General features: G+C 65.7%; 20 protein-coding genes. 13 read left to right on the plus strand and 7 right to left on the minus strand.

The features are described from left to right. Window positions 1–21 precede the first annotated feature (21 nt). Window positions 22–927, minus strand: a complete 906-nt coding sequence (locus tag Q8T13_02150; protein ID MDP3716549.1) for a histone deacetylase — start codon at window positions 925–927, stop codon at window positions 22–24. Window positions 928–1,275: 348 nt separating this feature from the next. Here Q8T13_02150 and Q8T13_02155 point away from each other — a divergent pair, with 348 nt between their 5' ends. Further along, window positions 1,276–2,295: a proline racemase family protein gene (locus Q8T13_02155; GenBank protein MDP3716550.1), complete on the plus strand. Its 1,020-nt coding sequence runs from the start codon at window positions 1,276–1,278 to the stop codon at window positions 2,293–2,295. 94 nt (window positions 2,296–2,389) lie between these two features. Here Q8T13_02155 and Q8T13_02160 read toward each other — a convergent pair whose 3' ends face one another. Genes Q8T13_02160 through Q8T13_02170 form a run of 3 tightly spaced genes read right to left on the minus strand, consistent with a single transcriptional unit; the run spans window position 2,390 to window position 5,749 of the window. Beyond that, window positions 2,390–3,058 (minus strand): hypothetical protein, encoded by a 669-nt coding sequence (locus tag Q8T13_02160; GenBank protein MDP3716551.1) that lies wholly within the window; start codon window positions 3,056–3,058, stop codon window positions 2,390–2,392. A gap of 53 nt (window positions 3,059–3,111) precedes the next feature. Next, window positions 3,112–4,782: a gamma-glutamyltransferase gene (gene ggt, locus Q8T13_02165; protein ID MDP3716552.1), complete on the minus strand. Its 1,671-nt coding sequence runs from the start codon at window positions 4,780–4,782 to the stop codon at window positions 3,112–3,114. Window positions 4,783–4,831: 49 nt separating this feature from the next. Beyond that, window positions 4,832–5,749, minus strand: a complete 918-nt coding sequence (locus tag Q8T13_02170) for an alpha/beta hydrolase (protein ID MDP3716553.1) — start codon at window positions 5,747–5,749, stop codon at window positions 4,832–4,834. Between the two features lie 45 nt (window positions 5,750–5,794). Between Q8T13_02170 and Q8T13_02175 the strand changes: the two genes are divergently transcribed. Together Q8T13_02175 and Q8T13_02180 are read left to right on the plus strand one after the other, a co-directional pair. After that, window positions 5,795–7,750, plus strand: a complete 1,956-nt coding sequence (locus Q8T13_02175; GenBank protein ID MDP3716554.1) for an aldehyde ferredoxin oxidoreductase C-terminal domain-containing protein — start codon at window positions 5,795–5,797, stop codon at window positions 7,748–7,750. Continuing rightward, window positions 7,737–7,991, plus strand: a complete 255-nt coding sequence (locus Q8T13_02180) for a MoaD/ThiS family protein (protein MDP3716555.1) — start codon at window positions 7,737–7,739, stop codon at window positions 7,989–7,991. The genes Q8T13_02175 and Q8T13_02180 overlap by 14 nt, the downstream gene beginning before the upstream one ends. A 269-nt stretch (window positions 7,992–8,260) precedes the next feature. On the opposite strand, the gene Q8T13_02185 is transcribed toward Q8T13_02180, so the two are convergent. Beyond that, the gene (locus tag Q8T13_02185; protein ID MDP3716556.1) at window positions 8,261–8,473 is read right to left on the minus strand and encodes a type II toxin-antitoxin system HicA family toxin; all 213 of its coding nucleotides are present in this window, start codon (window positions 8,471–8,473) and stop codon (window positions 8,261–8,263) included. Then, window positions 8,470–8,676, minus strand: coding sequence for a type II toxin-antitoxin system HicB family antitoxin (locus Q8T13_02190; GenBank protein ID MDP3716557.1), 207 nt, complete (start codon window positions 8,674–8,676; stop codon window positions 8,470–8,472). Before Q8T13_02190 ends, Q8T13_02185 begins: the two co-directional genes overlap by 4 nt. A gap of 54 nt (window positions 8,677–8,730) precedes the next feature. On the opposite strand from Q8T13_02190, the gene Q8T13_02195 reads away from it, so the two are divergent. Genes Q8T13_02195 through Q8T13_02210 form a run of 4 tightly spaced genes read left to right on the plus strand, consistent with a single transcriptional unit; the run spans window position 8,731 to window position 13,092 of the window. Continuing rightward, window positions 8,731–10,869, plus strand: coding sequence for a xanthine dehydrogenase family protein molybdopterin-binding subunit (locus Q8T13_02195; GenBank protein MDP3716558.1), 2,139 nt, complete (start codon window positions 8,731–8,733; stop codon window positions 10,867–10,869). Window positions 10,870–10,918: 49 nt separating this feature from the next. Then, window positions 10,919–11,386: a (2Fe-2S)-binding protein gene (locus Q8T13_02200; GenBank protein ID MDP3716559.1), complete on the plus strand. Its 468-nt coding sequence runs from the start codon at window positions 10,919–10,921 to the stop codon at window positions 11,384–11,386. Further along, a complete protein-coding gene (locus Q8T13_02205) occupies window positions 11,370–12,272 on the plus strand; it encodes an FAD binding domain-containing protein (GenBank protein MDP3716560.1) in 903 nt (300 codons plus the stop codon). Before Q8T13_02200 ends, Q8T13_02205 begins: the two co-directional genes overlap by 17 nt. Then, window positions 12,265–13,092 (plus strand): hypothetical protein, encoded by an 828-nt coding sequence (locus Q8T13_02210; GenBank protein MDP3716561.1) that lies wholly within the window; start codon window positions 12,265–12,267, stop codon window positions 13,090–13,092. The genes Q8T13_02205 and Q8T13_02210 overlap by 8 nt, the downstream gene beginning before the upstream one ends. Before the next feature lie 158 nt (window positions 13,093–13,250). On the opposite strand, the gene Q8T13_02215 is transcribed toward Q8T13_02210, so the two are convergent. After that, the gene (locus Q8T13_02215; protein ID MDP3716562.1) at window positions 13,251–14,162 is read right to left on the minus strand and encodes a VWA domain-containing protein; all 912 of its coding nucleotides are present in this window, start codon (window positions 14,160–14,162) and stop codon (window positions 13,251–13,253) included. 55 nt (window positions 14,163–14,217) lie between these two features. On the opposite strand from Q8T13_02215, the gene Q8T13_02220 reads away from it, so the two are divergent. The 6 genes from Q8T13_02220 (at window position 14,218) to Q8T13_02245 (ending at window position 19,501) form a co-directional block, all read left to right on the plus strand. After that, complete coding sequence (locus Q8T13_02220) at window positions 14,218–14,412, plus strand: hypothetical protein (protein MDP3716563.1); 195 nt, start codon at window positions 14,218–14,220, stop codon at window positions 14,410–14,412. After that, complete coding sequence (locus tag Q8T13_02225; GenBank protein MDP3716564.1) at window positions 14,409–15,476, plus strand: thioredoxin domain-containing protein; 1,068 nt, start codon at window positions 14,409–14,411, stop codon at window positions 15,474–15,476. The genes Q8T13_02220 and Q8T13_02225 overlap by 4 nt, the downstream gene beginning before the upstream one ends. Before the next feature lie 112 nt (window positions 15,477–15,588). Then, window positions 15,589–16,563, plus strand: coding sequence for an NADPH:quinone reductase (locus tag Q8T13_02230; GenBank protein ID MDP3716565.1), 975 nt, complete (start codon window positions 15,589–15,591; stop codon window positions 16,561–16,563). 79 nt (window positions 16,564–16,642) lie between these two features. Then, window positions 16,643–17,209 carry a DUF2721 domain-containing protein gene (locus tag Q8T13_02235; protein MDP3716566.1) on the plus strand — a complete coding sequence of 189 codons (567 nt, stop codon included), beginning with the start codon at window positions 16,643–16,645 and terminating at the stop codon, window positions 17,207–17,209. A gap of 70 nt (window positions 17,210–17,279) precedes the next feature. Further along, entirely contained in the window at window positions 17,280–18,593 is a 1,314-nt protein-coding gene (locus tag Q8T13_02240) for an amidohydrolase (GenBank protein MDP3716567.1), read from the plus strand. Then, window positions 18,593–19,501, plus strand: coding sequence for an MBL fold metallo-hydrolase (locus tag Q8T13_02245; GenBank protein MDP3716568.1), 909 nt, complete (start codon window positions 18,593–18,595; stop codon window positions 19,499–19,501). Before Q8T13_02240 ends, Q8T13_02245 begins: the two co-directional genes overlap by 1 nt. Window positions 19,502–19,552 lie beyond the last annotated feature (51 nt).

Below are 19,552 nucleotides of genomic sequence, written 5' to 3' on the forward strand. Positions count from 1 at the left end.
GGGCCACAGATTAGACACAGATTAGACACCGATTAGAAAGTTAACAGCCGACCGGATCGTGTTGGCGTGAATGGTCACGATGGCGTCGATGTCGGAAGCGTAGCCGCCGCTCATGGAGATGGCAAGCGGCAAGCCGGCGGCCCGGCAGGCGCCCATCACTATTTCGTCGCGCTGGCGGAGGCCGTCGATGGTGAGCTTGAGCCGTCCCAGCCGATCCCCTTCATACGGATCCGCGCCCGCAAGATAGAAGACGAAATCCGGTTGATGGCTGTTCAACACCGACGGGAGGTGCGCCTGCAGCAACTCCAGATACTCCACGTCACCCGTGCCGTCGGCGAGCGGCACGTCGAGGTCGCTCACTTCCTTCCGGAACGGGAAGTTCTGGGCGCCGTGCATCGAGAACGTGAACACCGATGGATCGCCGGTAAAGATCGCGGCGCTGCCGTTGCCCTGGTGCACGTCGAGATCGACGATCGCGATGCGGCGGGCATGGTGGTCGCGCTGCAAGACGCGTGACGCGACGGCGACGTCATTGAACACGCAGAAGCCCTCGCCGCGATCGGCAAACGCGTGGTGCGTGCCGCCGGCGAGGTTGGCGGCGGTGCCGTCATCAAGCGCCGCCCGCGCCGCGGCGATGGTCGCGCCAACGGAGCGGCGGGCGCGCTCGACCATCTGCGGCGACCACGGGAAGCCGATGCGCCGCTGGATGTCCGGTGGCACGGTGCCATTCGCGACGGCATCCACGTAGGCCGCGTCGTGCACCAGCCGCAGGTCGTCCCAATCGGCAGCCGGCGCCTCGTGCAGTCGATCGGCCGCGATGATGCCTTCGGCCAGGATGCGTTCGCGCAAGCGCGAGTACTTCGCCATGGGGAACTTGTGGCCGTCAGGCAGCGGCAGGACGAAGTGGTCGGAGTAGAACGCGCGCATACAGGCGACTAACGATATCAACGTTCAATCCCGATGGTTCAATCCCGATGGTTCAACCACAATGGTTCTCAGAACCCTCGTGCTGGAACCCTCGTGCTAGAACCCCCGTGTTTGAACCCCCGCGTTTGAACCTCCGTGTTTGAACCTCCGTGTTTGAACCCCCCGTGTTTGAATCCCCGTGTTTGAACCCTCGTGTTTGAACCCTCGTGTTTGCACCCCCGTGTTTGCACCCCCGCGTTTGAACCTCCGTGTTTGAACCCTCGTGCTAGAACCCCCGTGATTGAACCCCCGTGTTTGAACCCCTGTGTTTGAACCCCTGTGTTTGAACCTTGGGATAAACTCTCGTCGTTGATTCATCGCATTAAGACCATCGACTCGCACACGGCCGGCGAGCCGCTCCGCCTGGTCATCGACGGCCTTCCCAGCCCGGAAGGCCGCACCATGCTCGACAAGCGCGCGTGGGCCACCAAGCGGCTCGACCACCTGCGCAAGGCGATCATGCTCGAGCCGCGCGGGCACACCGACATGTACGGCGCGCTGCTGACCGAGCCGGTCACGCGCGATGGCCATGCCGGGATCCTGTTCATGCACAACGAAGGCTGGAGCACGATGTGCGGTCACGGCATTATTGCCGTCAGCACGATTGCCATCGAGCGCGGGCTGATCTGGTCACAGCAGGAAGGCCGGCCGTCGACCGTGCAGTTGCGCTACGACACCCCGGCCGGACGCGTCGAAGCGCGGGCCCAAGTGAGCTATCGCGGCGACGCCGTCCGCGTCGAGTCCGTCGCCTTCCGCAACGTACCCTCGTTCGTGTTCGAGCCGTCGCTGCTGGTGCCGGTCGGCGGCCGCAAGATCCCGGTTGATGTCGCCTTCGGCGGCGCGTTCTACGCGATTGTCGATGCCGAAGCCGCCGGCGTGCCGATTGATGCTGCGCACCTGCCCGAGCTGCGCAAGCTGGGCATGGTGATCGCGCGCGAGGTGGAGAAGTTGCGCCAGGTCGTGCACCCCGACGATCCGGGCCTGGCCGGCATCTACGGCACCATCTTCACCGCGCCCGCGCAGCTGCCCGACGCCCACCTGCGCAACGTCACGGTCTTCGCCGACGCCGAGGTCGATCGCTCACCGTGCGGGACCGGTACCGCGGCGGTGATGGCCGTGCTGAACGACATGGGCCTGCTCCTGGACGATGTGCCGTTCATTCACGAGAGCATTGTCGGCACGACGTTCACGGGACGCGTCGCCGAGCGGCTGCAGGTCGGCGAGCGGCCGGCGATTGTTCCCGAGATCGAGGGCTCGGCGTGGATTACCGGCGAGCACACGTTCCTGATCGATGGGGATGATCCGTTGAAGGCGGGATTCAGGTTGTAGCAGAAAGCCGGTGGGGCAGGTCGGGCGGGTTGGCAGGTGGGGCAGCACTAAAGTGCTGCCCTCCTGGCACTCCTTGACTGCGGCCCTCCTGGCACTACTTCAAGGCGGCGATCTTGTCGAAATCCATCTGCGACGCGAACTCGTGCAGCACCTTGGTGTCGGCGAGGTCGCTGCCCTCGAGCGACACCATGAAGCGCTTGTTGACGAAGATGTTCAGCTCGCCGCGCTTTGAGCCGTTGTCGAACTTCTCGAATCCGGGATTACCGCCGATCGAGATCGACTTTTCGTAGCCGTCGCCGGTTTCGCGGCTGTAGCCGGACGCCAGGAACATCGACCACGGCGCGATCAGCATTTGCGCGTAGCCGGTGTCGATTACGCGCAACTCGATCTCCGAATCGCCCTTCTTGTAGGTGGTCTCGACCTGCGAATACGCAATGGGCGACGTCATCCGCTCGGCGTCGGGTGCGTCCATCGTCCAGCCGCTGACCGACGGGAGCGTGGCCTTGAGCGCGTCGGTCGCGACCGGCTCGACCGGCTTGCCGTCCGCGCCGCCGCCAACGGCCGCGGCCATGCCTTGCATGGCCTTCGCCATGTCGGCCATGCCCTTGGCGGTGTCGCCGCCCTGCTGTTGGGCTTGCGTGATGGCCTCAGCGGCCTTGTTGATGTCTTCCGCTGCCTGCTCGGCTTGCTTCTCGGCGTCGGATTTGCCACAAGCGAACGAGGCGACCAGAGCAATTGCGATTACGAGTCTTGATGAATGCATTGCGTTTCCCCCTAGGCACCTTAGGCACCCCAGGCACCTTAGGCACCCTGTTCCTACCACCCTATCGCGAGTCCGTCTTTTCGTAGATCGGAGCCGCCAAGTAGAACGCCTGTTCGCGGGTCGATGAAAATCGCCTGGTAGCCGCCCATCTGCCCGCGGCCCTCGGCCACCGTGTGGCCTTTCGCCTCGAGCGCCTTGCGCACGTCGGCGCCAATGCCGCTTTCGAGCCCCAGCCGGCTGCCCATGTGCCGCATGCGGGCGGCATCGCCGGCTTCCTGCACGTGCATGCCGAAGTCCACGAAGTTGGCGACCACTTGCGCGTGCGCCTGCGCCTGGTTGTCGCCGCCCATCACGCCGAACGACACCCACGGCTTGCCGTCCTTCATGATCATTGCCGGCACCAGGGTGTGCAACGGCCGCTTGTGCGGGCCGATCTGGTTGGGATGCCCCGGCGTGAGCACGAAGCCGGAGCCGCGGTTGTGCAGGGTGATGCCGGTCTCGCCGGCCACGAATCCCGCGCCGAACGACCCGAACAGTGACTGGATGAACGAGACCACGTTGCCGTGGCTGTCGGCGGCCGCCAGGTAAATGGTGTCGCCGAGATCGCGGCCGGCAAAATCCTGCGTCGGTCGCCCTGCGCCGGCGGACGTGCCTGCCGCGTAGCTTTTCGCGGCCTTGGCCATGTCAATCTCCTTGCGCCGCGCCGCCGCGTACTCTTTCGACAGCAGCGTCTTCAGGATGTCCTTGGCCATGTGGTCGCGGTCGGCCAGGTAGGCGCCGCGATCCGCAAAGGCAATCCGCTTGGCTTCGGTGACGACGTGCAGGTAGTCGGCCGAGTTGTGGCCGAGCGCCTTGAGGTCGAACCCTTCCATGATGTTCAGCATCTCGAGCGCGACGAAGCCCTGCGTGCTGGGTGGCATTTCGAGCACGTCGTAGCCGCGATAGTTGGTGCCGATCGGCTCGACCCACTCGGCCTTGTGATCGGCGAAGTCCTTCATCTCGAGCAGGCCGTCGCGCGCCTTCAGGTCGGCGACGATCGCGCGGGCGAGCGCGCCCTTGTAGAACGCATCGCGGCCTTCCTTGGCGATCATCTCGAGGCTGCGTGCCAGGCGGGGGTTGGCGAAGATGTCGCCTTGCATCATCGGCCTGCCGGCCGGCAGGAAGGTGGCGGCTGTTGCCGGATCGCTCGCCAGGCGCTTCTCATTTGACTGCCACTCGCTGGCCATCAGTTCCGCCACAGGAAAGCCGTCGCGCGCGTGCGTGATGGCCGGCGCCAGGGCCTTGGCGATCGAGATGGTGCCGAACCGCGTCAGCAGCTGGTGCCAGCCTTCGACCACCCCCGGCACATCCACCGTCAACGGGCCGTTGCCCGGCATCTCCTTCAGTCCACGCTTCGCGAACTCTTCGGGCGTGGCGGCGTAGGCCGAGCGGCCGGTGGAGTCGAGCCCGTAGACCTTCTTCGTCTTCGCGTCGAAGACGAGCGCCAGCAGGTCGCCGCCAATGCCGTTCATGCTCGGCTCGATGACGGCAAGGACCGCGGCCGCCGTGACGGCGGCGTCGATGGCGTTGCCGCCATCCTGCAGCACCTTCAGGCCCGCGGCCGAGGCCAGCGACTGGCTGGTGGCAATCATGCCGTGGCGTCCCACCGCCGGCGAGCGGGTCCCGCGGAGGTTGCCCGACGGGCGGTCGCCAGGCTGAATCTGTTGTGCGGACGAGGTGGTCATGATCAGGAAGGCTCCGGTCAGAGCGAACAGAAGATTTCTCACAATGCCTCTACTTGAGGAAGTCGAGCAGCAGCCGATTCAACTCCGCGGGTTTATCGAGCATGATCCAGTGCCCGGCGCCGGTCACCTTCTCATAACGCCACGGACCGGACAGCCGCTCCGTCGATCGCGTCACCTGCTCTTCGGTGAGGAACGGATCGCCATCACCCCAGACGCCCATGGCGGGCATTGCCATTTTCGGCAGCGGGAACGCATTGGGCGCGGGCATCTGCGGCCGCACGTTGGCGCGATACCAGTTCAACGCGGCGGTCAACGCGCCTGGCCGGGCGAGATCCTTCAGATTGCGCTCCTGATCGCCCTGGCCGCGCGCGAATTGCTTGAAGAACGCCCAGTCGTTGGCCATCAAGGTCGCCTCGGCAATCCCTTCGAACTGAAAGAATAGGAAGTACCACGACTTCTCGCGCTGGGCCAGGGTGCTGGATCCCGAATTGCCAATGGCGCCCACCGACAACGCGGCGATGCGCTCCACGCGCGCCGGCTGCGTCATGGCCAGGAACCACGCCAGCGCCGCGCCCCAATCGTGACCGACCACGCGCGCCTGCTTCACGCCGAGCGCATCCAGGATGCCGATCACATCAGGCGCGATGACCTGCAGCCGGTAATCCTCAACGGCGGCCGGCTTCGGCGCGTCGCCGAACCCTCGCAGGTCGGGAGCGATGACCCGGAAGCCGGCATCGACCAGCGGCGTGATCTGGTGGCGCCACAGGAATCGCGAATCGGGAAAGCCGTGCAGAAGAAGCACGGCGGGACCGGTGCCGTGATCGATCACCGGGAACGCCATGCCGTTCGCGGTGATGGTTTGGGTGATGGCGTTGAGGTCCAGCGCGCCTTCCGGCTGCCGGGCTTCAGCTGGTGAGGCGGCCGCAAGGCACACCGCGCAGAGCACCGAGACGGCAAAGAAGTTCACAGGGGCATTCTACCCCCCGGGAGTGCGCACTCGTATACTGGATGCATGGCCATTCGTGACCGGGTTGCTCGTCTCCTTGACGAGATGCCGCGTGAAGCGCAATTCCCCTCACAAGGCGCCACCCTGTTCGTTGACCTCGAGCGTCGCGAGCTGCACACCGCGTTCACGCCGCTGGCGGTGACGCGCACCGTGCTCGGCGGCCGCGGCGCCAACATGTACTACCTCCACCGGCTGCTCGACGAAACGCTGACGCCGCTCGATCCCGGTATCCCGCTGATCTTCGGCTCTGGCCTGTTGACCGGACTCGTGCCCAGCGCCGCGCGTGGCAACTGCACGTCGTGGTCGCCGGAGTCGGGGGTCCTGCTCGACTCCAACGCCGGCGACTACTTCCCGTCGTTCCTCCGCATGAACGGTTTCGATCACCTCGTTCTCTACGGCCAGGCGGCGGCCTGGACGATGGTGATGATTCGCGAGGGTGTGGTGACGTTCGAGGATGCCGCGCCGTATGTCGGCATGGACAACCTCGACCTGCGCGAGGCCGTGGCGCGAGACGTCGGCGGCAAGTGGGCCCGCAACATGGCGATGGTGAACATTACCCGCGCCGGCGAGAATCAGGTACTGACCAGCGGGATCATGGGCGGCCCGAAAGCAATCTACGCCCGCGGCGGCCCCGGCGCCAAGATGGGCGCGCTGCGGTTGAAGGGCATTGTCACGGTGGCGCAGACGCGCGAGTTCGTCACCGCACAACCGTACAAGCCCTATAACCGGACCATTGCGCAGAAGCTGCTGGCGACGTCGGTGGTCAAGAATGCGCTGTCGAAGACCGGCACGCCGTTTCTGTACAAGCCCAGCCGGCTGCTCGGCGCGATGGGCACGAAGAACAACCAGGAAACGACCTGGACCGACGGGCTCGACGCCGAGCATTTCGATGCATATCGCCCCGGAATGGAGGGCTGCTTCCGCTGCCCGGTGAACTGCCGGCCGCTGAACGACCTGCACAGCGAGTCGCCCGACAAGTACGACCAGGGCGATGGTCCGGAGTACGTGACGCTCGGCAAGTTCGGTCCCAACCTCGGCATCGACAGCGTCGTCTCGGTAATTCGCCTGAACAACATCTGTAACGACCTGGGGCTCGATACGGCCTCGACCGGATCAGCCCTCGCCTGGGCGTTCGAGTTGTTCCAGCGCGGCATCATCACGACGGCACACACCGGCGGCATCCCGCTCACCTGGGGTGACGCGGACACGATCGAGAAGCTGCTGTTCATGATGGCGGCGCGCGAGGGCTTTGGCGCGGCGCTGGCCGACAGCACGCGCGCGGTGGAGCAGGGGCATTACCCGGCCGAGGCGTTGAAGTACCGGATGGCCGTGAAGGGCCTGGGTCAGAGCGATCCGCACGATGCGCGCATCCTGAAGGCGTTCGCGCTGGGCCTGGCCGTGGCGACGCGCGGCATGGATCACCTGCGCAATCGCGCCACGCTCGAGATCAACGCCCGCATCAACGACAACCCGGCCTTCAAGTCGGAGTTGTATGGCGGGGCGGTGAGCGCTGAGCCCAACAGCTACGTGGACAAGGAACGCGCCGTGCGCGCCTGCGAGAACATCTACGCGGTGGGCGATTCCGTCGGCATGTGCCGCTTCACGACCAAGCTGTTCAATAGCCCGTCGTTGCCTGGCATCCAGGAGTTCCGCGAGCAGCTCGCGAATGTCACCGGGCTGGTGTTCACGGACGAGGCGCTCGAGCAGTGCGGCTTGAACGTGATGGGCGTGGAACGCCTAATCAACCATCGCCTCGGCGTGCGCCGCAAGGATGACACGCTGCCGGATCGCTGGTTCGACGAGCCGAATCCCGACGGCCCCTACAAGGGCGAGAAGATCGATCGCCAGGAGTTCGACGCCATGCTGTCGCGCTTCTACGCGATTTCGCGGCTCACAAGCGAGGGCGCGCCCGAGGATGCGTGGCGCAAGGAACTGGTGGGCGCCCTTGGTGGTGACCGTTAACTTTCCGGCGGCGCTGCAACCCATTGCCGGCGGCACGTCACTCGTCGTCCACGAGAGCGTGTCGACGGTCGGCCAACTGCTGCAGGCGCTCGAACGCCTGGCCCCGGGACTAGGCGAGCAACTCGATGATCCCCTCTATAACTTCGCCGTAAATGACGAGCTACTGCTGCACGCGGTCGACCAGAGGCCGATTGCCGATGGCGATGTCGTCGAAGTGATTCCGACGATGGCTGGTGGCTGACTCGGGCACCTATCTCGGACAACGAACTGTACGAGGAGGAGGGCGCTGATGGATGAGGGCGCCTTCGACCGCAATCGTCCCGCTTGCCGCCGCAGTGACTTTGAACAACCAAAGCCGCGCGCCAGCGCTGTTGTCAGAAGTGTTCGAACAGCTTGGAGCGCGTGACCGTGCCGTCGAAATGGGGCGTCTCGCGCTCGAGCGTAGCGGTGTCAACAAGCGCGCTCAAGCCGTCATAGACCGTCTCGAACCCAGGTAGGCGGCGTGGAATCTTAGAGGTCTGTTGGCTGAAGGCCTGTCCGTTTAGCGATTCGCGCAAGCATGGCAGGTCCGATTTCCTCGTCGTCGTGAAACGCGAACACGAAGTCCGCCCACCCGTCGCGCGCGAGCGTCCGATGGGAGCCCGACTGTCGTTTGATCCGCCAACCGATGCGCAGTAGCGCGGCGAGGACGCGCCGTGCCTTCGCGGCAGGCCAGTTGCTCACGCAGCTTGAAAGGAAACGTTCAGGAGTTCACCCGGAGCCTCCTGGTGTTCGAGGCGCTCGGCCAGCACCCGCAGGGCGAGGGCCTGGACCTTCGCCACTGCCTCTGGCCGATCTGCCCCATAACAGAGCACTCCGGCGAGGTCAGGAATCTCGGCGATCCACCGGCCGTCCTGTTCACGTTCGAGCTCAATCTTGAAGATCACAATGGCACTCTAGCACCCGGACCTCCCCTCAGCAAGATAGGCTAGAGTCTGGCTATGGGGCGCGCGGTAGGGGCCAATGTTCGTCGTAAGGACGGTGACGCCAAAGTCACCGGCGCCGCCAAGTACATCGACGACCTGGCGTTCCCCGGCATGCTGTTCGGGGCGACCATTCGCTCCACCATTCCTCGTGGCGAGATCGTCAACACCCACCTCGCGCTCTCTCCCGACTTCATCGTTGCCGACTACCGTGATGTCCCGGGCCAGAATTACATCGCGCTGATCGATCCCGATCAGCCGTGCCTCAGCGAAGGCGAGATCCGGCACGTGGCGGAGCCGGTCCTGCTGGTGGCGCATGCCGATCGCCGCGCGCTGTTTGGCATCGAGCAGCGCGTGCGGTTCGACTACACAGCGCTGGCCCCGAATTACGATCCCGAGTCGTCTGACACCTGCTTCAAGAAGATCAACATCGACAAGGGCGACCTCGACCAGGGCTTTCGCGAGGCTGAGATCGTCGTTGAAGGCGAATACCGCACCGGCCACCAGGAACAGCTCTACATCGAGACCAACGGCGTGATTGCCGTGCCGGGCGACGGCCACATCACCGTCTACGGATCGTTGCAGTGCCCGTACTACGTGCACAAGGCGTTGGTCGGGGTCACCGGCCTGCCCGGCCACCGGGTGCGCGTTGTCCAGGCCGAGACCGGCGGCGGCTTTGGCGGCAAGGAAGAGTACCCCTCGGTGCTGGCATGCCACGCGGCGGTGCTGGCCATGAAGGCCGGCCGGCCCGTCAAGATGATCTACGACCGGGTCGAGGACCTGCTGGCGACGACCAAGCGGCATCCGGCGATCGTTCGGCACCGGACGGGCCTGACCCGCGATGGGCGGATAACCGCCATGGACATCGAAGTGGTGTTGGACGGCGGCGCCTATGCGACGTTGAGCGGCGTGGTGCTGTCTCGCGGCGTGATTCACGCCGCCGGTCCCTATCGCTGCGATCACGTCCGCATTCGCGGCCGGGCGATGATGACGCACACGCCGCCCAACGGCGCCTTCCGCGGCTTCGGCGCGCCGCAGACGCAGTTCGGCGTGGAAGCCCACATGGATCGGGTGGCCGACGCGCTCGGTCTCGAGCCCGTGCGCCTGCGGGAAATCAACGCGCTTCGTCCGGGCGATACCACCGCGACCGGACAGAAGCTGGGCAAGGACGCGAGCGCGTTGCCGGTGCTGCGCGAGGCGGTCAAGCGATCGGGATTCAAGCAGAAGCGCCGCCAGTGGCGCGGCACCAATCGCGGCATCGGCCTGTCGCTGTTCTTTCACGGCTCTGGCTTCACCGGTGCCGGCGAGGTCAAGCTGGCCTCGAAGGCGTCGCTCGAGCTGACCGCCACCGGCGCCCGCATCCTGGTGGCCAGCACGGAGATTGGCCAGGGCACGCGGACCATGCTCGCGCAGATCGTGGCCGACGCGCTGGGCGTGCCGTTTGCGGCGATCACGGTGCACGTCCCCGATACCGACGCGGTGCCCGACAGTGGGCCGACGGTGGCATCGCGCACCTGCATGATCGTCGGCAAGCTGCTGGAGCGGTGCGCGCGCGGCATGCGGCGCAAGCTCGGCCGGCTGACGCCGCCGCAGTACTTCAAGAAGCACGGGCCGTTCACCGTGACCATGCAGTACGAGCCACCGGCCGGCCAGCTGTGGGACGACGTCCGGTATGCCGGCGACGCGTATGGCAGCTATGCCTGGGGCTGCAACGTGGTGGAGATCGAAGTGGACCCGGTGACGTTCGAGGTGACGCCGACGCACGTGACGGCGGTCGCCGAGATTGGCAAGGCGATTCACCCGGTGATGGCCGAGGGCCAGATCCAGGGCGGCACTGCGCAGGGCCTGGGCTGGGCGCTGCTCGAAGAGGTCGTGATGCGCGACGGCCGCATGGCCAATGCGCAACTCACCAACTACATCATCCCGACGCCCATGGATGCGCCGCCGATTGACGTCGTCGTGCTCGAGCGTCCCTACGCGCACGGTCCGTTCGGCGCCAAGGGCGTGGGCGAGATGCCGATCGACGGACCGGCGCCGGCGGTGATCAATGCGCTCAGGCACTGCGGGTTCGACGTGCGCTCCCTCCCCGCCACGCCCGAACGGCTGATGAAGGGCAAGTTGAAAGTTGAAGAGTTGAAAGTTGGTAGTTTCAGTTGAAAGTTGCAGTTTCAGTTTCAGTTTCAGTTGCAGTTACAAGTTCATGGCGATGATGGTCACGATCAACGGAAAGAGGCGCCGGCTCGACGTGCCGCCGATGACCCGGCTGCTCGATGTGCTGCGCGAGCACTGCGGGCTGACCGGCACCAAGGAGGGCTGCGGGGAGGGCGAGTGCGGGGCCTGCACCGTGCTGGTTGACGGCGTCGCCGTGGATTCGTGCCTGGTTCCGGTGGCGCAGGTCGAGGGGTGCCGCGTGGTGACCATCGAGGGCGCGGCGGTGGCGAAGAAGAATGCCAAGGCGCTGCAGGATGCCTTTGTCGAGCACGGCGGCGCGCAGTGCGGCATCTGCACCCCTGGCATGATCATGGCCGCGTGCACGTTGAAGGCGGGCTGCTCGCGCGACGAGATTAAGACCGCGCTTGCCGGAAACCTGTGCCGCTGCACGGGCTACATCAGCATCTTCAACTCGGTTGAAGCGGGATTCCGGAAGAAGGGTCCGCGTGCCGGTCGACGCTAGGACGCTCACGCTGCACCGGCCGCGCAACCTGAAGGCGGCGCTGGCGATGCTCGCCAGCGAGCCCACGCTGACGCCGATCGCCGGCTGCACGGACGTGATGGTCGGCCTGCACTTCGGTACGAGCGACCAGCGCCGGTTCATCGACTTGTGGCCGCTCGACGAACTGCGGGGGATTACGGCCGGTCGGGCGGGTAGGGCGGGTAGGGCTGGTCAGGGAGTGCGGATTGGCGCGCTCACGACCTACAGCGAGATCATCGCGTCGCCGATCATCAGGAAACGGGTGCCGATGCTGGTCGCGGCGGCCAGGGAGATTGGTGGCGCGCAGATCCAGAACCGCGGCACGCTTGGCGGCAACATCGCGAACGGTTCGCCGGCCGGCGATACGTTGCCGGTGCTGGCAGCCGCTGACGCGCGGATCGTGTTGCGCAGCACCGGGGGGGAACGGCGTGTGCCCTTCAACGAGTTCTATACGGGCTATCGCACGAGCGTGCGGCGCCCCGACGAGCTGATCACGGCGGTCGAGATTCCGGCCATCGAAGGACGCCAGTGGTGGCGCAAGGTCGGCACGCGTCGCGCCCAGGCGATCTCGAAGATCACGATGGCGGGGGTTCATGGTCCGGCTAACCACCTTCGCCGAGGCTACGGCGGTCAAGAAGCCGGACGCCACATTGGCAGTGTGCGTATGGCCTTTGGGTCGGTCGGACCGACCGTGGTGCTCGCGCAGAAGACGGCGCGGTTGCTCGCGGCCGGCGGCTCGCTGGCGGCCGCGCAAGTGTTGTTGCGCGAAGAGATTGCCCCGATTGACGATGTGCGGTCGACGGGGGAGTATCGCTCGCAGGTGGCCGCCAACCTGCTCGCGCAATTCTGGAAGGAAACTCATGAATAAGTGCCAGGGTGCCAGGGTGCTCCTCGCGGTGCTCGTATTGGCGTACCCGGTTCATGCGCAGGCCCAGGGCACGGCCGCCGGGGATCGCGTGATGGCGGTCGTGCGCGCGGCGGTGGCGCCGGCGCTGCCGTATCCCGACACCGACGATACCGGTTCGATGCCGGCCAACAACTCGCCGGTCCCGTTGTGGATGGTGCGTCCGCTGCAGCCGGGCGAGCGCATCATCGAGGTGCTGGCCAATCCGCTGAACGAGGTCAACCAGACGCGGGCCGCGAGGGCCATGGCCCTGATCGGCGCCGCCGTCGAGGTCGCGCAGCGGCGCGCCGAACTGCAGTACGAGCACGCCGTAGCGGAAGCGAAGCGGACGGGCCGCTCGCAGGACGTGGACGGCGTGAGCCTGTCGGACGAGGGCGTGGCCGGGGCCCGCATCGACGCCGAAGCCCACGTCACCATCGACGTTGACTTCAATCAGCCCGCCTATGCGTTTGGCATCGATTCGGGGGTCGCGCCAGCGCCGTCGCGCCAGGTGGCGATTGCCGGTGCGGTGGCGGTGATCACGACGCCATCGAACGTGTTTCGGACCAAGGGCGTGGAACGAACCGAGGAGAAGTACTGCGCGGCGGAAGCCCTGGTCTATTTCGGCGCGGTGTCGGCCCCAGAGGTACGGGAGCGGTCAGAGCACGCCTATCAGGTCACGGCCACGGCGGTCCCGGGCGGCACGTCGCAATCCGTGATCGTGCGGTTGCGCGGCAACGAGGCCCTGATCAGCGAGATTCTTGTCAAAACCGACTGGCACCGGGTGCAGGAACTTCTGAAGTAGCGCCGCCGTCCTACCTAGTGGCCCCTCTTACACAGGCCAAGGTAGGAAGTATGTTCAGAATCATCGATTGGAATTTCTCGGGAACCATCCACGTGGTCGTTCCCGCACTGCTCGCAGGTTCGATGCTCGCCGCCGGCGTGCTGTCGTTCTTCTAGCGCTTACGACTTCGGGTTGTCGGGCGCGGCGAGGTAACTGCGGCGCGCCCGCACCGTCATGCCGGGCCGGTTCACCTTCACCTCGAGCTTGTGGATCTTGCCGTCGAGGTTCACCGGCGCAAAGCCGATCAGGTACTGGCTCCGCAGTTCTTGCGCGACGCGCGTGAACGTCGGCGCCAGGTCGACCGTCTTGACGAGTTCGAAGTAGCCGCCGCCGGTTTCGTCGGCAATCTTCCGCAAGTCGCGCGATGGCCGGGTCTTGGTGACGCGCACGCCGTTGAAGTACTCCGACTCCAGGCCTATCGCATAGACCATCACTTCTTCGTCGCGGGCCTGCTCCATGACGCTCTTGAAGCTGGCGCGGCTGGCGGTGTCTTCGCCGTCGGTGAACACCAGCACGACCCGCCGGCCGTCGATGCCTTTGAGCGCGTCAAGGCTGGCGGCAATGCCGTCGTTCAGGCGGGTGGGGTTGCCAAAGTAGAGATCGTTCAGCGCGCCGATCAGCTCGTCGCGGTCGTTGGTGAACGTGCCGCTCAACTGGATCTTGTCGTTGAACGCGCCGACCTGCGCGCGGTCCACCGGCATCAACCGAAGCAGGAACTGTTCCGCGGCGCGGTTGAGCAGCTTCAGGTTGGCCGTCATGCTGGCGCTCGTGTCGAGCATGACGACCGCCGTGAAGGGCTGCGACTCGTTCGAGAACAGCGAGACCTCGACGGGCTTGCCGTTGTCAGCAATGGAGAAGTCGGTGCGCTCGAGATCGGGCACCAGGCGGCCGGTTGAGTCCACGACGGTGGCGTAAATGGGGACGGTGCGAACAGACGACTTGAAAATCGGCTGATCTTGCGCCGACGCCGCCAGCACAGCGGTTCCCGCCAGCAGGACGCCGGCGCACACAATCGAGGACAACCTGTTCATGACACCCCAACTTTAGCAAAGGTCGTGCCCTGGCCGCCTACACTAAAGGCAGCCCATGCCTGCCGTACTTCCCGGCCTGTGCGGTGATTGCGCCCACGCCCGGCTCATCGATAGTGGCCGGTCCACCTTCTACCTGTGCCAGCTCGCGCAGACCGATCCGCGTTTCTACCGGTATCCGGTCCTGCCCGTGATGACGTGCCCGGGCTACCAGCCGTCCCGGCCCGGGCCCGATGATAAGCTGACCGGATGACGTTTTCAGGATTCCTCCGAAGCACGGCCATGGCCAGCCTGGCCGTCCTGACGGTGACCGCCTGCTCCGAGTCGTCCAGCGCGGCAGGACAAGCGCTGCCGGCCCCCGCCGGCAACCCCGACCAGGTCGTGGCCGAAGTCGCCGGGCGCCAGGTGACGCTGCGCGAGGTTGACGCCAAGTGGGAAGAGTTCGATGCGGCCGAGCGCGCGCGCGTCACCCAGTTGATGTATCAGAACCGCCGCAACATGCTCGACCAGGTGGTCGGCGAGATCCTGATCGAAGACGCCGCGAAGGCCGCCGGCATGCCGGTCGCGACCTATCTGTCACAGGACGCCGCCAAGCGCGCGCTGCCCGTGACCGATCAGGAGGTCGCGCAGTTCTTCGAGGCCAACAAAGATCGCACGCAAGGCCGCACGTTCGAACAGCTCAGCCCGCAGATCAAGGACTTCCTGGCCAGCCAGCGCACGCAGCAGGCGCGCGCGCAACTGGTGGAAGAGCTCAAGGCCAAGAGCACCGGCGTGAAAGTGATGCTCGACCCGCCCCGTTACACCGTGGCGACGACCGCGGCGGACCCGGTGCGCGGCCCGGCCTCGGCGCCGATCACCATCGTCGAGTTCTCCGACTACGAGTGCCCGTTCTGCGCCCGCGTCAACCCGACCCTCGACCAGGTCCGCAAGGCCTACGGCGACAAGGTGAAGATCGTGTTCAAGGATTTCCCGCTGCCCAATCATCCGCAGGCGCCGAAGGCCTCCGAGGCGGGGCACTGTGCCAACGAACAGGGCAAGTACTGGGAGTTGCACGACCTGATGTTCGCCAACCAGCGGGCGCTGACGGTACCCGCGCTCAAGCAGTACGCGACGACGCTCGGCCTGGACATGACGGCGTTCAACCAGTGCCTGGACTCGGGCAAGCACGCCGGCCTGGTCGCGGCCGGCCTGAGGCAGGGCGAGAGCATGGGCGTGAACTCGACGCCGACGCTGTACATCAACGGCCGCGCCCTGATTGGCGCGCAGCCGTTCGAGGCGTTCAAGCAGATCATCGACGAAGAACTCGCCAGGAAGTGATTCTTGCCGGGAGGGCACTTCTTGACGGGAGGGAACCTCTTGTCGGGAGGGCACTGCTTGTCGGGAGGCACTCCTTGTCGGGACCGATTCCCTTTCACAGCAGACGAATCCCATGAAAGCGATTCTCGCGCACGAGTTCGGCGGTCCTGATGTCCTGAAGCTGGAGGACGTCCCGGACCCCGTGGCTGGCAAGGGGCAGGTCCGGGTTCGCATTCACGCCGTCGGCGTGAACCCCTACGACACCTACATGCGCGCGGGCGGCTATGCGATCCAGCCCGCGCTGCCGTACACCCCTGGTGCGGACGCAGCGGGCGTGCTCGACCAGGTCGGTAACGGCGTGTCGGGTTGGAGCTCCGGCGACCGCGTCTACATCAGCGGTACCGCGCTCGGCAAGGCGCACGGCGCGTACGCCGAACTCGCCGTGTGCGAGGCCGCGCAAGTTCATCGCCTCCCGGCGCGCATCACCTTCGCACAAGGGGCCGGGTTGTTCGTGCCCTACGTGACTGCGTGGCGTGCGCTCTTTGGGAGGGCCAACGCCCGCGCCGGCGACACGGTGCTGATTCATGGCGCCAGCGGCGGCGTCGGCATCGCGGCGACGCAGTTTGCGGTGGCGGCGGGGTTGACCGTGATCGGCACAGCCGGAACGGACGAGGGACTGGCCGAGGTCGCGAAGCAGGGCGCGCACCACGCCTTCAATCACCGTCTCGAGGGTTACCTCGCACGGATCACCGCGGCGACTGGCGGCCGCGGGCCGGATCTCATTCTGGAGATGCTCGCAAACGTGAACCTAGATCACGACCTGACTGTCGTGGCGCCCGGCGGCAGAATAGTCGTGATCGGCAATCGCGGCCGGGTCGAGATCGACGCCCGTAAGATTATGACCAAGGATTGTGCGGTTTACGGTCTGGCGTTATGGGGTATTCCCGCGGACGAAGTGCGCCGGGCGCACCAGGCAATCGTCGCCGGCCTGGAAAGCGGTGCGCTCAACCCTGTGGTCGGGAAGGAAATGCCATTGGGAGACGCCGCCCGGGCGCACGTGGCGGTGATGGAGCCCGGCGCCCGCGGCAAGATCGTGCTCATCCCTTGATCCCGACAAGAGGTTCCCTCCCGACGAGAGGCTCCCTCCCGACAAGCATTTCCCTCCCGGCAGGCATTAGACTGTCCCCATGGACTGGCTCACGCGGCTCGAGGCTCCCCAGAACGCACTCGCCATCCTGACGGCGATGATCACGCCGGCGGTGCTGATCTCGGCCTGCGGCGCGCTGATCTTCTCCACCAGCACGCGGCTCGGGCGGGTCATCGACCGCGTGCGCGTGCTGTCGGAGCGGTTCGAGACGGTGGCGCTCCATCCCGAGAAGGACGAGCTGTTCGCGGAGCGGCGCGAGCTGATCTTCTCGCAGCTCGATCGACAGACCTCGCGCGCGCGGCTGATCCAGCGGGCGATGACGGCCTTCTACACCGCGCTCGGCGTGTTCGTCGCGTCCAGCGTCGCCATTGCCGTCGTCTCGGCCGCGGCCCGCAACTTCACCTGGATTGCCGTGGTCCTGGGCCTGCTCGGGTCGCTGTTCATGCTCTACGGCTCGGTCCTGCTGATCGTCGAAAGCCGCATGGCCCTCGGCGCCATTCACAGCGAGATGGACTTCGTTTGGAAGGTCAGCACGAAGATGGCGGGCAAGGAGCTGGCGAGTAAGCCCACCGGCGGCCCCTTCACCTGGCTGGGGCGGAAGATCTAGCGGCTCTCAGCCGCGCCGGTGCCCGCCAGGGCGAATGGCGCTCGTGGGGAGTAGAATCCCCTCCACCACTATGAAAACTGCCGTGCTTGCCGTCGCGCTGTTGCTGTCGCTGCCGTCCCCAATGCCGGCCCAGACGGCTCCAAATCCGTTAGCAGGGGAAGCAGACCGGCTGTCGGTTGAGCTCAACCCGCAAGTCGTGGCGTGGCGTCGCGACTTTCACAAGAACCCCGAACTGGGAAATCGCGAGACCCGAACCGCCAAGGTCATCGCCGACGAACTGCGAAAGCTCGGCTTCGAGGTGACCACCGGCGTGGCCACCACCGGTGTCGTCGGGGTGCTCAAGGGCGCCCTTCCGGGCCCGGTCGTGGCGCTGCGCGCCGACATGGACGGCTTGCCCGTGACCGAGCAGGGCGACCTGCCGTTCAAGTCCACCGTCAAGACCCAGTGGAACGGACAGGAAGTTGGCGTGATGCACGCGTGTGGTCACGACAACCACATGGCGATTCTCCTTGGCACCGCCACCGCCCTCGCGCGCATGAAGGACCGCCTGCCGGGGACCGTGAAGGTGATCTTTCAGCCGGCCGAAGAAGGTCCGCCGCCAGGTGAGACCGGCGGCGCCGAGCAGATGGTGAAAGAGAACGTGCTCGAGAATCCGAAGGTGGATGCCGTCTTCGGGCTGCACGTGTTTCCCTATCCCGCCGGCACGATCGTCTACCGGTCCGGGCCATTGATGGCGAGTGCCGAATCGTTCCTGATTCGGATCAAGGGCCGCCAGACCCATGGCGCCGTGCCGTGGGGCGGCATCGACCCCATCGTGATCGGCTCGCAAGTCGTGATGGGCTTGCAAACGATCATCAGCCGCACCGTCAACATCACTGAAGCGCCCGCGGTCGTCACCGTCGGCCGCTTCACCGGCGGCAACCGCTCGAACATCGTGCCCGAGATGGTGGAGCTGGAAGGGACGATCCGCACGTTCGACGAAGGTGTGCGCAAGGACATCCACGCGCGCATTCGCTCGATCGCCACCCACTACGCCGAAGCGGCAGGTGCGACCGCGACGGTGGACATCGGCTTCGGCGCGAACTACCCGGTGACCATCAACAACCCGGCGCTGACCGAACGCATGCTGCCCACGTTGCGGCGGGCCGCCGGTGCCGAGAACGTGAGGCTTGGCCCCCTGACCGGAACGGCCGAGGACTTCTCGTTCTTTCAACAGAAGGTGCCGGGACTGTTCTTCTTTCTGGGCGTGACACCGCGTGACCAGGACCACACGAAAGTACCGCAGAATCACTCACCGCTGTTCTTCGCCGACGAGTCGGCATTGCCCGTCGGCGTAAAGGCGATGACCAACCTCGCGCTCGACTATTTGTTTGGAGGAAAGTAATGAACCGTAGAGCCTTTATTTCGACCACCGCCGCCGGCGTCGCCGGCTTGGCCGTTGCTGATTCCGCATTTGCCTTTCAGCCCGCTGCGGCCGCTCCGCCCGTCACCTCGTTCACCGAACTGCGGCGGGGCGTCGGCATGTTCATGGGTTCCGGAGGCACGATTGGCTATCTTGTCAACGCTGACGGAGCCGTCGCGGTCGACAGCCAGTTCATGAACACCGCCGAGATCTGCGCGGCGGGCCTGAAGCAGCGCGCGCCCAAGGGCATTGCCATGCTGCTCAACACGCATCACCACGGCGACCACACCGGCGGCAACAAGGCCTACGGCGTCAGCAAGATCGTGGCTCATGCCAACTGCCTGAAGTCGCACAAAGAGGTGACCGAGGCGGCCAAGACGGTTGACCAGCAGGCGTACGCCACGGCGACGTTCACCGACACCTGGACGGAGAAATTTGGCGACGAGACCATCGAAGCCCGTTACTACGGCGCCGCCCACACCAACGGCGACGCGGTGATTCACTTCCAGCGCGCCAACGTCATGCACATGGGCGACCTGCTGTTCAACCGTGCGCACCCAAACATCGACCGACCACAGGGCGCCAGCGTCGCCAACTGGATCAAGGTGCTCGAAGCGGTCAGCAACCGTGCCTCAAACGACACCATCTTCATTGCCGGCCACGCCAAGGACAACGTGGTTCGCAACACCAAGGCCGAGGTGATGCACTTCCGCAACTACCTGACCGCTGTGCTGGAGCACGCGCGCGCCGGCGCCAAGGCCGGCCAGTCGAAAGAAGAAGTTCAGAAGTTGCCGGTGCTCAAGGGCTTTGAAGACAACGTCTCGCCCAACGCGCGCCTCACCCTCGCCTTCGTGCTCGGCATCTGCTACGACGAGGTCACCGGTAAGTAAGTCAGGGATCAGGGATCAGGGATCAGGGATCAGGGATCGGGGATCAGGGAC

The sequence above is a fragment of the Acidobacteriota bacterium genome (assembly GCA_030697165.1).
Taxonomy (GTDB): Bacteria; Acidobacteriota; Vicinamibacteria; order Vicinamibacterales; family UBA2999; genus 12-FULL-67-14b.

Excerpts from the sequence above, each read along its gene's own strand:
- Q8T13_02200 (MDP3716559.1), top strand. The coding sequence starts at position 10,919 with ATGATGGTCACGATCAACGGAAAGAGGCGCCGGCTCGACGTGCCGCCG.
- ggt (MDP3716552.1), bottom strand. The coding sequence starts at position 4,782 with ATGACCACCTCGTCCGCACAACAGATTCAGCCTGGCGACCGCCCGTCG.
- Q8T13_02210 (MDP3716561.1), top strand. The coding sequence starts at position 12,265 with ATGAATAAGTGCCAGGGTGCCAGGGTGCTCCTCGCGGTGCTCGTATTG.
- Q8T13_02195 (MDP3716558.1), top strand. The coding sequence starts at position 8,731 with ATGGGGCGCGCGGTAGGGGCCAATGTTCGTCGTAAGGACGGTGACGCC.
- Q8T13_02240 (MDP3716567.1), top strand. The coding sequence starts at position 17,280 with ATGAAAACTGCCGTGCTTGCCGTCGCGCTGTTGCTGTCGCTGCCGTCC.
- Q8T13_02150 (MDP3716549.1), bottom strand. The coding sequence starts at position 927 with ATGCGCGCGTTCTACTCCGACCACTTCGTCCTGCCGCTGCCTGACGGC.
- Q8T13_02225 (MDP3716564.1), top strand. The coding sequence starts at position 14,409 with ATGACGTTTTCAGGATTCCTCCGAAGCACGGCCATGGCCAGCCTGGCC.
- Q8T13_02235 (MDP3716566.1), top strand. The coding sequence starts at position 16,643 with ATGGACTGGCTCACGCGGCTCGAGGCTCCCCAGAACGCACTCGCCATC.
- Q8T13_02160 (MDP3716551.1), bottom strand. The coding sequence starts at position 3,058 with ATGCATTCATCAAGACTCGTAATCGCAATTGCTCTGGTCGCCTCGTTC.
- Q8T13_02220 (MDP3716563.1), top strand. The coding sequence starts at position 14,218 with ATGCCTGCCGTACTTCCCGGCCTGTGCGGTGATTGCGCCCACGCCCGG.
- Q8T13_02215 (MDP3716562.1), bottom strand. The coding sequence starts at position 14,162 with ATGAACAGGTTGTCCTCGATTGTGTGCGCCGGCGTCCTGCTGGCGGGA.
- Q8T13_02230 (MDP3716565.1), top strand. The coding sequence starts at position 15,589 with ATGAAAGCGATTCTCGCGCACGAGTTCGGCGGTCCTGATGTCCTGAAG.
- Q8T13_02245 (MDP3716568.1), top strand. The coding sequence starts at position 18,593 with ATGAACCGTAGAGCCTTTATTTCGACCACCGCCGCCGGCGTCGCCGGC.
- Q8T13_02175 (MDP3716554.1), top strand. The coding sequence starts at position 5,795 with ATGGCCATTCGTGACCGGGTTGCTCGTCTCCTTGACGAGATGCCGCGT.